This window comes from Arthrobacter pityocampae, assembly GCF_002927275.1.
Taxonomy (GTDB): Bacteria; Actinomycetota; Actinomycetes; order Actinomycetales; family Micrococcaceae; genus Arthrobacter_D; species Arthrobacter_D pityocampae.
On record NZ_PRKW01000001.1, the window covers coordinates 570,567 to 584,096 of the forward strand.

At 73.3% G+C, this 13,530-nt stretch carries 11 protein-coding genes; 5 read left to right on the forward strand and 6 right to left on the reverse strand.

What is annotated here, in order from left to right; translation table 11 throughout:
- Window positions 1–69 precede the first annotated feature (69 nt).
- From C4K88_RS02690 to mtrA, 6 genes are all read right to left on the reverse strand, one after another.
- On the reverse strand, window positions 70–1,281 hold the full coding sequence (locus tag C4K88_RS02690) for a winged helix-turn-helix domain-containing protein (RefSeq protein WP_104120062.1): 1,212 nt from the start codon (window positions 1,279–1,281) through the stop codon (window positions 70–72).
- A 95-nt stretch (window positions 1,282–1,376) separates the two neighbouring features.
- Complete coding sequence (gene hpf, locus C4K88_RS02695; RefSeq protein WP_104120063.1) at window positions 1,377–2,093, reverse strand: ribosome hibernation-promoting factor, HPF/YfiA family; 717 nt, start codon at window positions 2,091–2,093, stop codon at window positions 1,377–1,379.
- Window positions 2,094–2,201: 108 nt separating this feature from the next.
- Window positions 2,202–3,206 (reverse strand): ComF family protein, encoded by a 1,005-nt coding sequence (locus C4K88_RS02700; RefSeq protein WP_146065593.1) that lies wholly within the window; start codon window positions 3,204–3,206, stop codon window positions 2,202–2,204.
- Window positions 3,207–3,267: 61 nt separating this feature from the next.
- Window positions 3,268–5,022, reverse strand: a complete 1,755-nt coding sequence (locus C4K88_RS02705) for an LpqB family beta-propeller domain-containing protein (protein ID WP_104120065.1) — start codon at window positions 5,020–5,022, stop codon at window positions 3,268–3,270.
- Window positions 5,022–6,833, reverse strand: a complete 1,812-nt coding sequence (mtrB, locus tag C4K88_RS02710; protein WP_104120066.1) for an MtrAB system histidine kinase MtrB — start codon at window positions 6,831–6,833, stop codon at window positions 5,022–5,024. The genes C4K88_RS02705 and mtrB overlap by 1 nt, the downstream gene beginning before the upstream one ends.
- Before the next feature lie 94 nt (window positions 6,834–6,927).
- Window positions 6,928–7,605 carry an MtrAB system response regulator MtrA gene (gene mtrA / locus C4K88_RS02715; RefSeq protein WP_104120067.1) on the reverse strand — a complete coding sequence of 226 codons (678 nt, stop codon included), beginning with the start codon at window positions 7,603–7,605 and terminating at the stop codon, window positions 6,928–6,930.
- Window positions 7,606–7,774: 169 nt separating this feature from the next.
- On the opposite strand from mtrA, the gene C4K88_RS02720 reads away from it, so the two are divergent.
- Genes C4K88_RS02720 through C4K88_RS02740 form a run of 5 tightly spaced genes read left to right on the forward strand, consistent with a single transcriptional unit; the run spans window position 7,775 to window position 13,504 of the window.
- Window positions 7,775–9,115, forward strand: a complete 1,341-nt coding sequence (locus C4K88_RS02720) for a DUF7847 domain-containing protein (protein WP_167398953.1) — start codon at window positions 7,775–7,777, stop codon at window positions 9,113–9,115.
- Window positions 9,116–9,158: 43 nt separating this feature from the next.
- Window positions 9,159–9,836 carry a DUF4129 domain-containing protein gene (locus C4K88_RS02725; protein WP_104120069.1) on the forward strand — a complete coding sequence of 226 codons (678 nt, stop codon included), beginning with the start codon at window positions 9,159–9,161 and terminating at the stop codon, window positions 9,834–9,836.
- Complete coding sequence (locus tag C4K88_RS02730; protein ID WP_104120070.1) at window positions 9,833–11,041, forward strand: DUF4350 domain-containing protein; 1,209 nt, start codon at window positions 9,833–9,835, stop codon at window positions 11,039–11,041. The genes C4K88_RS02725 and C4K88_RS02730 overlap by 4 nt, the downstream gene beginning before the upstream one ends.
- Window positions 11,038–12,153, forward strand: a complete 1,116-nt coding sequence (locus tag C4K88_RS02735) for an AAA family ATPase (protein WP_104120071.1) — start codon at window positions 11,038–11,040, stop codon at window positions 12,151–12,153. Before C4K88_RS02730 ends, C4K88_RS02735 begins: the two co-directional genes overlap by 4 nt.
- Window positions 12,154–12,211: 58 nt before the next feature.
- Complete coding sequence (locus tag C4K88_RS02740) at window positions 12,212–13,504, forward strand: DUF58 domain-containing protein (RefSeq protein WP_104120072.1); 1,293 nt, start codon at window positions 12,212–12,214, stop codon at window positions 13,502–13,504.
- Window positions 13,505–13,530 lie beyond the last annotated feature (26 nt).

Sequence of the window (13,530 nt, forward strand, 5' to 3'; positions counted from 1 at the left end):
GGACGACGTTCCGCCTCCCGCTGCAGGTCCCCTGCGGCGCGCTGCAGCGCGGCCGAACTGCATATGCGCTCAGAGTAGCGTGCCGGCCTGCGCGGAGAGCGCCGGGGCGAGGTCGCCGCGGTCCTCGACGACGACGTCGTCGAGTCCCAGCCACTGCGCGAGCAGGCGCAGTTCGTCGGCGAGCTCTGCCGCCGTGTCGGCGGGGGCATCGGACTGCGCATGCGCGGCGCGGACCAGCAGGCGTCCGGCCGCCCGGTCCGCCTTGAGATCCACGCGCGCCACGAACGAGTCGCGCAGCAGGAAGGGCAGCACGTAGTACCCGTGGGTGCGCTGTTCCGCCGGCGTGTAGATCCCGATGCGGTAGTGGAAGCCGAAGAGCCGGTGGAGCCGGTCCCGCTCGAAGACCACCGAGTCGAAGGGGCTGAGGAGTGCCCTCCCCCGGGCCCGGCGCGGGTGGACCGCGGTCGGGTCCAGGTACCAGGGCTCCGTGCCGGCGTCGACGGTCACGGCCTCCAGTGCCCCGGCGTCCACCAGGGCGTCGAGAACGGCCCGCGTCTGGCGGACGGGGGTGCGGAAGTAGTCGGCGACAGAACGCGCGGACGCGACGCCGAGCGCCCCCGCGGCCCGCCCGGCCAGTACGGAGAGGGACTGCGTCCGGTCCGGGGCGACGACGGCGAGCGCGGGGTCGGGCAGGATGCGCTCGATGGGGGCGTACAGGCGCTCGAACTGGTCCGACCGTCCGGCGGAGCCGATCTCCCCGCGGGCGAACAGATCCTCGAGGACCCGCTTCGTGGCGGTCCACCGCCACCCCCACCCGTCGGCGGGGCGTCCGGTGTCCCCGCCGAGCAGGCGCTGGACGGTCGAGGCGCTCAGCGGCGTCCCCGCGCCGAGGAGCTCGAGGATCGCGGTTTCGAGGGACTCGCGCAGAGCGGGCGGCATCCTGTCCGCACCCATCCACGTCCGGCGCTGCCATGCCCTCAGGTGGGGGAACAGCTCGGGCGGTACGAGGCTCGCCTCGTGGGCCCAGTACTCGACGAGCCGGCGCGGGGACCGGGAGGAGAGGGCGTCGAACCGGGCGCGGTCGTAGGGGCCGAGGCGGGAGAACAGCGGCAGGTAGTGGGACCGGGCGAGGACGTTCACCGAGTCGATCTGGATGACCTGGAGGCGTCGGGCGGCGCTCGCGACGGCCCGCGCCGAGGGGGCCGCCTCACGGCGGGGGCGATGCAGTCCCTGGGCGGCGAGGGCGATCCGGCGGGCCTGGGCGAGGGTGAGGTTCGGCATGGGCTCCTGCACGGAACTGCCTCCGCGCAGGACGCGGAGGCAGTTCCGGTAGATGTCGATGGGGTCACGGCCTGGGGCGGCCGGGCGTGGCGCGGCTAGGCGGACGCCGCCTCCTGAGCGCGGTAGGCGAGCAGCTCCTCGGTTCCTTCCGAGCCGTTCGAGTCGAGCGTGATGACGCCGTAGGTCCAGGCCTGGCGCCGGTAGACCACCGACGGAGCCCCGGTCGCGGAGTCGACGAAGAGGTAGAAGTCGTGTCCCACGAGCTCCATGCTGTCGACGGCGTCGTCCAGGGTCATCGGGACGCCGGAGAAGACCTTGCGGCGGATCAGGACCGGCGAGTCGCCCGCGGGGACGTCGTCCGGCGCGGCATAGGCGTCCTCGGGCTGCGGTGCAGGCTCCTGGGCGGCCGGAGCCTCCGCTGCCACGTCGAGGTAGAGGGGCTTCGCGGGATCGGCCGGTTCGAGCGCGGCCGTGGCCACGCGGACGGCCACCGGGGTGTGGCGGCCGTGATGGACCTTGCGACGGTCACGGGCACGGCGCAGTCGCTCGAGGAGCTTGCCGTACGCGAGGTCGAAGGCGGCGAACTTGTCGGCCGCGGAGGCTTCGGCCCGGACCACCGGGCCCCTGCAGATCACCGTCAGTTCGACGGTGAGGGAGGTCTCCGCCATGCGGGCACTGGGCTCCTTGGTGATTTTCGCATCGACGCGCTGCACCTTGTCGCCGAGTTGCTCTATCTTGTCGATCTTCTCCGTCGCGTACTCACGGAAACGGTCCGATACCGCCAGGTTCCGACCATTGATCACGAATTCCATGGTGCCCTCCACATCACTAGGTGATACGGCGGCGGTCGAGGCGTTTCCGCAGAGCCGCCGCCGACGGGTACGTATCGTCGCTGTGTTGTACCCGTACTTCAAGGTAGTTCACCCCCCTCCGTAATTCACCCTTCGCCACTCCGGAACTTCCTGTACGTCGACGGACGGAGTCTGTGTAGGGTCGTGGACATCATGCCCGCCGGGTGAGGACGTCGCCGCGATCACCACCGCGCCCAGGACCCGCGCTCCGCAGCCGCGCAGCACGCGGTGCACCTCGCCGATCGTCGCCCCGGTGGTGAGGACGTCGTCGACGATGATGCAGTCGCGGTCCGCGAGCACGGCCCGCGCATCCCTCCGGCCGCGCATCGAGTGCAGGACGTTCGCGCGGCGCCGGCGCCGGCCCAGGCCCTTCTGCCCTCCGCGCGGCCCGGAAAGCGCGGCCAGTCCGTCCCGGACGAGTCCTCCGCGCACCAGCACACGCCCCACGCGGGACACCGCCGACCTGTGACGGACGCCCGCAGCGAGCATCGCGCCGGCGGGGAGGCCGCCCCTCCGGTCCAGGCGGGACAGCAGCAGCAGCAGCGGGTCGTAGCCGCGCCGTCGGCGTGACGAGGCACGGCCGGGCACCGGGACGAGCAGCACCGGACGGACCCCGCCCGGACCCGGCCGGGCACGGCACAGGTGCTCCACGGCTTCGTGCAGCGCACCGGCCAGGGCCGCCTCCACCGGGCCCGCGAGGTCCACGTGCCCGTGGTTCTTGAAGGCGAGCAGGACTCCCGACACGGCGCGCCCGTAGCGCCCGGCGGCGACGACGGGGAGCGGACCGTAGGTCGGGTCGGGGTCGTGGGGGCCGCGGGCCGGCCCGGGAGCGACGTCGGGCAGGACGACGTCGGGCAGGGACTCCGCTCCTGCTTCCGCCCGGAACGGACGCGCCGTCGCGCGCCGGAAGGCGGCGCTGCACGGAGGGCAGAGGGAGGTGTCCCACCGCCCGCAGAGCACGCAGGACGACGGCAGGACGAGCGCAGCGAAGGCAGCGAGGGCCGCCGCGGTGCGCCGATAGGGCTGCCCGAGGACGATCCGGTCCAGGACGGACGACGGGTCGGGAATCTGCATGCCCCAGCGCACCATGCGGCGTCGCGGGCTTCGTGCGGTACCGCCCCTATGTGGACATCCGCTACCCCGGGAAGGCCGGGTCCGTCACCGTGAGCTGCTCGTCGACCCAGCTGCCTCCGATGCGCCGGTAGAGCGTGCCGCCCGCCTCGGCGTAGAGGGTGTCCTCGGCGTCGGATCCGGCACTGATGCCGACGACGCCGTCGAGCGCGGCCATCGCCTGGCGGTCGCCGTCGAGCTGGAGGATCACCGGGGTCGCTTCACCTGCTCCGACGGACGAGGCGACGATCACGCTCTGGCCCGCCCACGTCGCCGTGTCGATCGACCCGTCGGTCGGCAGCGTCAGCGGCGTGGTGAGCGACTGCGGAACGCCCTCCGTCGAGCGCGTGATGCCGGCCAGCAGCACCTCGCCCACGCCACTCCGATCCGTGACGACCAGCGCGCGGGATCCGTCGCGGGCGATGCGGAGTTCCCTGACGCTCCGGTCGCCGAGCCACCCGGCCGAGAGGACGGCGGAGTTCGCCTCCGTGCCACCCGGGGGAACGGCGAGGACCTCGGTCCGGCCGTCGACCGCCCGGGTGGTCCAGACCCAGTTCTCGGGATCGAAGGAGGGTTTCGTGAGGTTCCTGCCCCCGACGACGGCGCGCGCCTCGCTGCCCGGTGCCGTGACGTAGAGATTCTCCCGGTCGGCGTCGAGGAAGGCGTAGGCGCTGCCCGAGACGGACGTGGCGGGGTCCCGTGGGTCGAGTTCTCCCACGGGGTCCAGTCCCTCGATGTCGGTGACGGCGCCGTTGCGGACCCGTACCAGCTCGCCCTCCGCGACGGCCACCTGCTCGCCGCCGACGTCGGGGGTCAGCTCGGGGACGATCAGGTCCGGAGCGGGCGGTCCCAGCTGGATGGGCTGGTCGCTGGCCATCTCCACCGACGTGACGTCGTTCAGGTCGAGCAGGTTGACCGCGAGCTGCTGGTTCATCTGCTGGAGGGCGAGGTTCGTGGCGTTCTCGAGGACCTCCGGCGAGAGCTCGACCGTCGCCTTGCCGGACGTGATCGGGACGGAGTCCCGGGCGAGCGTGACCCCCTCGGGGAAGGCGCTGGTGACTGAGCCCTGCAGGTAGGGCGCCGGACCCGCGAGCATCGCGCCGACGATCCGCGCGGTCACCCCGGTGCGCCGGACGAACCAGCGGGCGTCGGGCACCCAGTGCCGGTAGTTGCTGCTGTAGAAGTACAGGCTGTGCGAGATCAGGAGGTCGCGGGCACTGCTCTGGGCCAGCATGATGCCGTCGGGGATCTGGTCGATCCGCCATTCGCCGTCGAACTGGACCATCCGCACACCCAGGGTCTCCGTCGCGGGCACGACGGTGTTGGTGCGCACCCCGCGGGCGTCCACGGTCCCCGCCGTCTCGAGCTGGATCTGGTAGACGCCCTCGGCGGCGCGCTTCTCGACGCGCGGGTCGCCCCGGAACAGGACGATCCGCTCCTCGGGCTGCCACGTGTCCCGCAGGTCGGGACTCAGGAACTGGCGTGCCACGCTGTACCCGTCACCCGCACCCGTCCCGGCGGTGATGAAGTCGCGGAGGATCTGCTCGGGCGTCGCCCCGGGCGCGGGCCCCTCGGGGTCGAACACCGGGGCGACGGCGTCCGGCTCGCCGTCGGGCACCTCGATGACCCCCACCGGTCCCTTCGTCGGGATGGCCGAGCACCCCGTGAGCACGAGGAGGCAGGCGACGAGCAGCACGGCGAGCCTGGCCGCCCAGGCACGGGCGCCGCTGTCGACGCCGGCGGGATGCGCGCGCCGCATGATCGTGACGTGATGTCCCACTACTCCCCCTCGCTCGGTTCGCGTGTTCGTTCCGCCGGGATGTCGTGGGCGGATGGGTCCGGGCCGGGCCCGGGACCGGCCACCGCCGGCGGCGGTGGCAGGGCCAGGGGCGACGACGTCAGCGCCGTGCCCTGCGTCCTGGGCAGCGTCAGGCGGAAGCAGGCTCCCTCTCCGGGCCTGCCCCAGGCCTCGAGCCAGGCGTTGTGCAGCCGCGCGTCCTCCATGGCGATCGACAGTCCGAGCCCGCTGCCGCCGGTCGTCCTCGCCCGGGCGGGATCGGCCCGCCAGAAACGGTCGAACGCCCGCGAGGCCTGCAGCGTCGTCATGCCGATGCCGTGGTCCCGGACCGCGACGGCGACCGCCTCGGGGCCGCACGCGATGTGGATCTCCGTCGGCTTCCCCTCGCCGTGCTCGAGGGCGTTGACGATCAGGTTGCGCAGGATGCGGTCGATCCGGCGCGCATCGGCCTCCACGATGCACCGTGTCCCCTGCGCCACGATCGTGAGGTCCGAGCCGAGCCGCTCCGCCAGGGGCCGCGCCCCGTCGATCGCGTGCTGGACGAGCTGCACGATGTCGACCGATTCCGCCTCGAGGACGGCCGCTCCGGCGTCGAACCGGGAGATCTCGAGCAGGTCCGCGAGCAGGTCCTGGAACCGCTCCACCTGGTCGAACAGGATCTCGGCGGACCGCTTGTTGACGGGGTCGAACTCCTCGCGCGCATCGTGCAGGACCTCCGCGGCCATCCGGACCGTGGTGAGCGGGGTCCGGAGTTCGTGGGAGACGTCGGACACGAAGCGCTGCTGCATCTGCGACAGCTGGGCGAGCTGGGTGATCTGGTCCTGCAGGCTGCCGGCCATGTGGTTGAAGGAGACGCCGAGCCGGGCCACCTCGTCCTCGCCCCTGACCTCCATGCGCTCCTGCAGCTGCCCCGCGGCGAGCTTCTCGGAGACGGACGCCGCGTGGCTCACCGGCCGGACGACGCTCCGCGTCACGTACCAGGCGATCGCCCCGATGACGAGCAGGAGGACGACGCCGGCCAGCCACAGCACCCGGTGGATGTCGTCGAGGGTGGTCTGCATCGCCGACAGGTCGTAGTAGACGTACAGCGCGTACGAGGCCTGGTCCGGCGGGAGCTGCACCTGGGTGCCGAACGCGATGCCGGGGGCGTTGGTGGCACCGCTCTCCGTGACGGGGATCGTCATGGGCGCCCAGTGGATGTCCGGGCTGTCCGCGACGGTGTCCTGCAGGTCCGGCGGGAGCATGCTGGCCGTCACGCCCTGCTGGCTCACCGTCGTCGGGATGAGGACGTTCCCCGAGATCGGGACCAGGATCGCGTGGCGGGGCGCGTCGGTGTCCAGGCTGACGAGGGCCTCGACGGAGTCCAGGACGAGGCGGCTGGTGGTGTCGCTGTCGGTCGCGGAGGAGTCCCTGAAGACCGCCTTCGTCCGGGTCAGCTCCTCGGTGGCCTCGGCGCTGAACTGGTCGAAGCGCTGGTCGTAGAGGGCGCCGGCGATCTGGTTCGAGAGGAAACCGCCGACGGCGACGAAGGAGACCGACGTCAGCAGCATCGTGGCGACGACGGTTCGGAACTGGAGTGACCGGCGCCAGTGCTGCGCCACCGACTGCACCAGCGAGCGGGAACGGGCCGACGCGGCGTGCAGCCGGGAAGCGACCGGGCCGGTCGGCGTGCGCCGACCTGTCGTGGCCTGGTCCGTCGCGGGCGGGGCGACCCCCGGAACGGGCCGGTCCGCGATGCGGGCGTCCGTCGCTCCGGTGCCCGGACCGGCGTGCACCGCCGTCGACGGAGTCATCGGAGCGGGCCCGGCGGCAGACCCCGCCGCGGCGGGGTCTCCGTCGGCGGGAGGAGTGCGGGAGCCGGAGGAGCGGCTGTCCGCCCTCCCTCCATCACCCCTGTCCGGCCTTGTACCCGACACCACGCACCGTCAGGACGATCTCGGGCGCCTCGGGATCGCGTTCGATCTTGGAGCGGAGCCGCTGCACGTGGACGTTGACGAGCCGTGTGTCGGCCGCATGCCGGTACCCCCACACCTGTTCGAGGAGGAGTTCACGCGTGAAGACCTGCCACGGCTTCCGGGCGAGGGCCACCAGCAGATCGAACTCGAGGGGGGTCAGCGAGACCCGCTGCCCCGCGCGCACCACCTCGTGGCCGGCCACGTCGATGCTCACGTCGCCGATCCGCAGGGTCTCGGGGGCCTTGGACTCCGCCGGTCGCAGGCGCGCACGGACCCGCGCCACCAGTTCGGCCGGCTTGAAGGGCTTGGGAACGTAGTCGTCGGCACCCGATTCGAGGCCGCGTACGACGTCGGAGGTGTCGGACTTCGCAGTCAGCATCACGATGGGGAGATCGGATTCCGCGCGGATCTGGCGGCACACCTCGATCCCGTCCATGCCCGGCAGCATCAGGTCCAGCAGCACCAGATCGGGCTGCGTGGAGCGGAAGACGCCGAGCGCCGCCGCACCATCGGCACAGAAGACCGGGTCGAAGCCGTCGTTCCGGAGAACGATGCCGATCATTTCGGACAGGGCCTCGTCGTCGTCGATGACCAGTATGCGTGCCTTCATGCCTCAATACTGGCCTATCGGCCCAGCAAAGTCCCATCCGCCGCGGGGTGCGGGACGGCGCGTCGCACACGGCCCTGCGCGGCTGCCTCGAACGGGCGCACGTCTCACTATGATGCTGGAGGGGGCCGCTGATCGCCTGCCTCCGGAGAACACCGACCGAGGGGATGCCATGAACGAGCAGGTGGAGGGTTCGCCGGACGGCCGCCCGGCGGACGACCGGACGCCGCCCGGACAGACCGGCCCGCCCGTTCCGGCCAACCCGTGGGGGCAGCCCCAGGGCCCGTCGCGTGCCGACGCCCCCGGACACCCCGGCCCGCCCCCGACCGGGGGCTTCCCGCCGCCCTACGGACAGAGCGCGCCGCCCTCCGGACAGACCGCACCGTCCGGGCAGCCGCCGCAGTACGGACCTCCTCCGGGCAGCCAGGGCTGGGGCACGGTCTACCCCCCGCGCGGGCCGGGACAGGGCGGCCCCGGGTTCGATCGGCACCCGGGCTACCAGGCCCCGCCGAAACCGGGAGTCATCCCGCTGCGCCCCCTCGGCCTCGGAGAGATCCTCGACGGCGCGTTCCAGGCGTGCCGCAAGAACCCTCTGGCGACGTTCGGGATCGCCATCCTCCTGCAGGCCGTCGTCGCGCTCGTGACCGTGCTCCTGCTCGGAAACTTCATGTCCTCCCTCGAGGTCTTCGAGTCCGCGACCCCCACGGAGGACGACCTCATCGGCGTCGCCGCCGGCATCGGAGCCCTCGCATCCGTCGCCGGAGTCGTGTCCGGGGTCGCGCTCCTCGTGCTGCAGGGCATCCTGGTGATCCCCATCGCCCGCGCCGTCATCAACCAGAAGACCACCTTCGGCCAGGCCTGGCGGCTCGCCCGCGGACGCATCCTCCCGTTGCTCGGTTTCGGGCTGCTGGCTTTCGCCGCGAGCCTCGTCGGGCTGGCCCTCCTCGTGGGCATCTCGGCGCTCGCGATCGTCGGGCTGAAGGAGTACTCGGCCCTCGTCATCGTCCCCCTCGTGCTCGGCGCGATCGCCGCCCTGGTGTGGGTGAGCACGAAGCTCGTCGTCGCCCCGGCCGCCCTGATGCTGGAGGGCACCGGACCCTGGACGTCGATCAGGCGCTCGTGGCAGCTGACCCGGGGCAACTGGTGGCGGACCTTCGGCATCGTGCTCCTGACGAGCATCATCGTCTCGATCATCACCTCCGTCATCTCGGCGCCGCTCTCCTTCGCCGTGACGCTCCTCTTCGGCTTCAGCACCAGCACGTCCGCCACGCCGGACGCCCTGGATTCGCTGCCCGTCCTCGCCGCCTCCCAGGCCATCACGGCCCTGTTCACCGCCGTGGGGTACGCCTTCCAGGCGGGGGTCACCTCCCTGCTGTACGTCGACCTCCGCATCCGTCGGGAAGGCTTCGACGTCGTCCTCATGCGCGAACACGAGCAGGCCGGTGCCGGGACGACGGACCTCCTGCCCGGCGGCACCACCTCGTTCGGCCACCAGCCGGGCGGACCGGCCTGATGCCGGACGGCGCCGCAGCCGGTTCCCCCTCCGGGGGACGCGCATGAGCGGTGGGGTCCGTCTCCTCCTCACCCCCGACGCGGACGAGGCACGGCGCCTGCTGGAGGAGGAACTGGCCGAGCCGGCGTACGTCGAGGCGCAGCCGGGCCTGCTCGAGCGGCTTCTCGGTGAGCTCCTGCGCGGCCTCGCACGGCTCCTCGACGGGGTGGGCGGGCTCGCGCCGGGGCCGGGCACCCTCGTGCTGGCCCTGGGCGCGGTGCTCATCGTCGTCGTGGCCGTCGTGCTCGTCAGACCACGGCTGAATGCGCGCGGCCGGGCGCAGGACTCCCCCGTGTTCGACGACGCCGGGACGCGCTCCGCCGACCACCACCGCCGCCGGGCCGCCGCCTTCGCCGCCGACCGGGACTGGAACGGGGCCGTCGCCGAGCTGCTGCGGGCGGTCATCAGGTCCGCCGAGGAACGCCTCCTGGTCGCCGATCAGCCGGGACGGACAGCCACGGAGGCGGCCGCCCAGCTCGGCGCCGTCGTCCCGCCGCTGTCCGAGGACGTCGCCTGGCTGGCCGACCTGTTCAACGAGACCCATTACGGGAGCGGCACGGCGTCCGAGGGCGCCTACCGGCGCGCGACCGGGATCGACGCGCGCCTCACGGCCGAGCGCCCCTCCCGGTCCGCGGGCACGACGTCACCGACGACACCGGCGACACCGGCGGCACCCCGATGAGCTCGGACCGGGAGGTCATGGGCGACGGCGGCAGCGCACTCACGACCGCCCGTACCGGGCTGCGGCGGTCCCGTCCCGTGATCCTCGGGGTGATCGTCCTCGCCGTGATCCTCCTGGTCAACCTCCTGTCCGGTCCGGAGGAGGACTCCCGCCCGCTGTCCCCCGGCAACGCGGCGCCCCCGGGGGCACGCGCGGTCGCGGAGGTCCTCGCCGCCGAGGGCGTCGACGTCGAGCGCGTCGACTCCTACGACGACGCGCTCGCTTCCCTCGAGGCGGGCCCGGCGACCCTGTTCCTCCACGACCCCCAGCAGTACCTGAGCTCGAGCCAGGTGGAGGAGCTGATCGTCCTGGCGGACCGCGCCGTCCTCGCCGCGCCGGGCGAGCGCCAGTTGGCCGGCCTCGGCGACGACTTCGCGCCGGTCGGCGCCGTGCCCCTCGAGCTCGCCGGCGACGCCCCGACCGTGGCAGCCGGCTGCACCGACGGAGACGCGACCGCCGCCGGGACGCTCACGGCGGGCGGGACCGCCTACTCGGGTGCCGTCGAGTGCTTCCCCGTCACGGTCGAGGACGGCGGCGGGGACGCTGCCGGGGACGCCACGGGCGGCCTGTACACGACGAACAGCGACGGGTCGGTGGCCGTCCTGGGCGCCCCGTCGATCCTGTCCAACGCGGCCGTCACGGACGCGGGCAACGCTGCCCTCGCCCTGCGTGCGCTCGGATCCTCGCCCACCCTCGTCTGGTACGAACCCACCGGGGCGGACGTCGTCGCCACCGGGGAGGGCATCGACCCGAGGACGCTCCTCCCGCCCTGGGTGGATCCACTGCTCCTCTGGCTCCTCGCCTGCGCGGTCCTCGCCATGCTGTGGCGGGGACGGCGCATGGGGCCCCTCGCAACCGAGCCGCTGCCCGTCGTCGTCCGCGCCGCCGAGACGGCGGAGGGCCGGGCCCGGCTCTACCAGGACTCCCGGGCCGTGGGCCATGCGGCAGCCACCCTGCGTGCGGCATGCCTCGCCCGGATGGCCCGCCGGCTCCGCGTGGACCGTGGGGCGTCCGCCGCGGAGGTCATCGACGCCGCAGCCCGCCACAGCGGCCGGCCGAGGACCGACCTCGAGCAGCGACTGCTCCACCTCCCGACCACCAACCATGAGCTTGTGCTCTGGGCACAGGACATCCTCGACCTCGAGAAGGAGATCACGCCGTCATGAACCAGACCCAACACTGGCAGGATGGGCAGGCAGCACCGGACGCACCCGACGCGGCAGCGGGAGGCGCCCATGAGGCGCTGCGCGGCGAGGACCGGGGCGAGCAGACCGGTCGGCCCGGGCACGCGGGTCGAACCGATCAGGCCGACCAGGCCGCTGCCGACGGCGCGTCGGCCCGGGACGCGCTCCTGCGGGTGCGCTCCGAGGTGGGCAAGGCGATCGTGGGCCAGGATGCCGCCGTCACAGGCCTGCTCATCGGGCTCCTCGCGGACGGGCACGTGTTGCTGGAAGGTGTGCCGGGCGTCGCCAAGACCCTGCTGGTCCGGACGCTGGCCACCGCGCTGGACCTCGACACGAAGCGCGTCCAGTTCACGCCGGACCTCATGCCGGGCGACATCACAGGCTCCCTGATCTACGAGTCGAAGACCTCCGAGTTCACGTTCCGGGAGGGCCCGGTCTTCACGAACATCCTGCTCGCGGACGAGATCAACCGCACCCCGCCCAAGACCCAGGCGTCGCTGCTCGAGGCGATGGAGGAACGGCAGGTGTCGGCCGACGGCGTGTCGCGCCGCCTGCCGACGCCCTTCCTCGTCGCCGCCACCCAGAACCCCGTGGAGTACGAGGGCACGTATCCCCTGCCCGAGGCCCAGCTCGACCGCTTCCTGCTGAAGCTCACCCTCCCGCTCCCCGGACGCGAGGACGAGATCGAGGTGATCCGTCGGCACAGCGCCGGTTTCGACCCCCGGAACCTCGGGGCGGCCGGTGTGCGGGCCGTCGCGGCTGCGGCGGACATCGATCGGGCGCGGGCCGCGGTGTCGCGGGTCGCGATCGCCCCCGAGGTCCTCGCCTACATCGTGGACCTGGTCCGCGCCACGCGGTCCTCGCCGTCCTTCCAGCTCGGCGTCTCGCCCCGCGGCGCCACCGCGCTGCTCAACACCTCGCGCGCCTGGGCGTGGCTCTCCGGCCGCTCCTTCGTGACGCCCGACGACGTCAAGGCCCTCACCCTGCCGGCGCTCCGGCACCGGGTGGGCCTGCGGCCGGAGGCGCAGATGGACGGTGTCGGCGTGGACGACGTGCTCGGCAGCATCCTCGGCTCCGTCCCCGTCCCGCGGTAGGCCCACCACCCCGCCCGGGCGCGCACCGCCGCGCCGGGGTCCGAGAGGAGCTCTCCCCATGGTCATCACCGGCCGCCTGGTCCTGCTGGCGCTGCTCGGCGTCGTCCCGGTCATCGTGTACCCGGGCGCGACGTCGATCCTGCTGTGGGCGCTGCTCCTCGCGGCGGCCGTCGGCCTCGACCTCGCCCTGGCGGCGTCCCCCCGACGCGTCGGCATCCGCCGCACCCTGCCCGACGGCGTGCGGCTGGGTGAGGCGTGCGCGAGCGTCGTGGTCCTGCGCAACGACACCCCGCGCACCCTCCGCGCCACGGTGCGCGAGGCGTGGCAGCCGTCCGCGGGCGCCGTGGACCCGGAGCAGTCCGTCGTCGTGCCGGCCGGCGAGGCACGACGCCTGACCCTCCGCCTCCGCCCCAAGCGCCGCGGGATCCTCCGTGTGGAGACGGTCACGGTGCGGAGCGCCGGGCCCCTCGGGATGGCCGCGCGGCAGGTCACCGTGCCGGCCCCGGGCGTGCTTCGGGTGCTGCCGCCGTTCAACTCCAAGCGGCACCTCCCTTCCAAGCTGCGCCGCCTGCGGGAGCTCGACGGCCGGGCCGCCGTACAGATCCGGGGTGCCGGCACGGAGTTCGACTCCCTCCGGGACTACGTCCGCGGCGATGACGTCCGGTCGATCGACTGGCGCGCCACGGCGCGTCGCCGCGACACCGTCGTCAGGACCTGGCGGCCCGAACGGGACCGCCGCGTCGTCGTCGTGCTCGACACCTCCCGCACCTCCGCGGCGCGGGTCCTCGACGAGCCGCGGCTGGACACCGGCATCGAAGCCGCGCTGCTGCTGTCCGTGCTGGCCGAGCGCGGTGGCGACAGGGTGCACTTCCTGGCCTACGACCGCAGGCTCCGCGCCCGGGTGGACTCGACCGCCAAGGGCAACCTCCTGGCCTCGCTCGTGACGGCCATGGCCCCGCTCGAGGCGGAACTGATCGAGGCGGACTGGTCCCGTGTCCCCGCCCAGGTGCGGGCCGTGTCACCGCACCGCTCCCTCGTCGTCCTGCTCACCTCGCTCGACGCCGGGTCCGTGGAGGAGGGCCTCCTGCCCGCGCTGCCAGGCCTGACCGAACGTCACGTCGTCGTGGTCGCCTCCGTGCGCGATCCGCGGCTGGAGGAGATGGGCGCGGACCGCTCGACCGCGGCGGCGACATTCCGGGCTGCTGCCGCGGAACGCTCCCTCCTGGACCGCGCCGCGGTGGCGCAGCAGATCCGGCTGCTCGGGGCGGAGGTGGTGGACGCGGCGCCCGCGGACCTCCCGCCACTCCTCGCCGACGCCTACATCAGGCTCAAGGCCACCGGCCGGCTCTGACGTGCCAGGCCGGGCCCCGCCGGTCC

Excerpts from the sequence above, each read along its gene's own strand:
- C4K88_RS02725 (WP_104120069.1), top strand. The coding sequence starts at position 9,159 with ATGAGCGGTGGGGTCCGTCTCCTCCTCACCCCCGACGCGGACGAGGCA.
- mtrA (WP_104120067.1), bottom strand. The coding sequence starts at position 7,605 with ATGAAGGCACGCATACTGGTCATCGACGACGACGAGGCCCTGTCCGAA.
- C4K88_RS02690 (WP_104120062.1), bottom strand. The coding sequence starts at position 1,281 with ATGCCGAACCTCACCCTCGCCCAGGCCCGCCGGATCGCCCTCGCCGCC.
- C4K88_RS02735 (WP_104120071.1), top strand. The coding sequence starts at position 11,038 with ATGAACCAGACCCAACACTGGCAGGATGGGCAGGCAGCACCGGACGCA.
- mtrB (WP_104120066.1), bottom strand. The coding sequence starts at position 6,833 with ATGACTCCGTCGACGGCGGTGCACGCCGGTCCGGGCACCGGAGCGACG.
- C4K88_RS02740 (WP_104120072.1), top strand. The coding sequence starts at position 12,212 with ATGGTCATCACCGGCCGCCTGGTCCTGCTGGCGCTGCTCGGCGTCGTC.
- C4K88_RS02730 (WP_104120070.1), top strand. The coding sequence starts at position 9,833 with ATGAGCTCGGACCGGGAGGTCATGGGCGACGGCGGCAGCGCACTCACG.
- hpf (WP_104120063.1), bottom strand. The coding sequence starts at position 2,093 with ATGGAATTCGTGATCAATGGTCGGAACCTGGCGGTATCGGACCGTTTC.
- C4K88_RS02720 (WP_167398953.1), top strand. The coding sequence starts at position 7,775 with ATGAACGAGCAGGTGGAGGGTTCGCCGGACGGCCGCCCGGCGGACGAC.
- C4K88_RS02700 (WP_146065593.1), bottom strand. The coding sequence starts at position 3,206 with ATGCAGATTCCCGACCCGTCGTCCGTCCTGGACCGGATCGTCCTCGGG.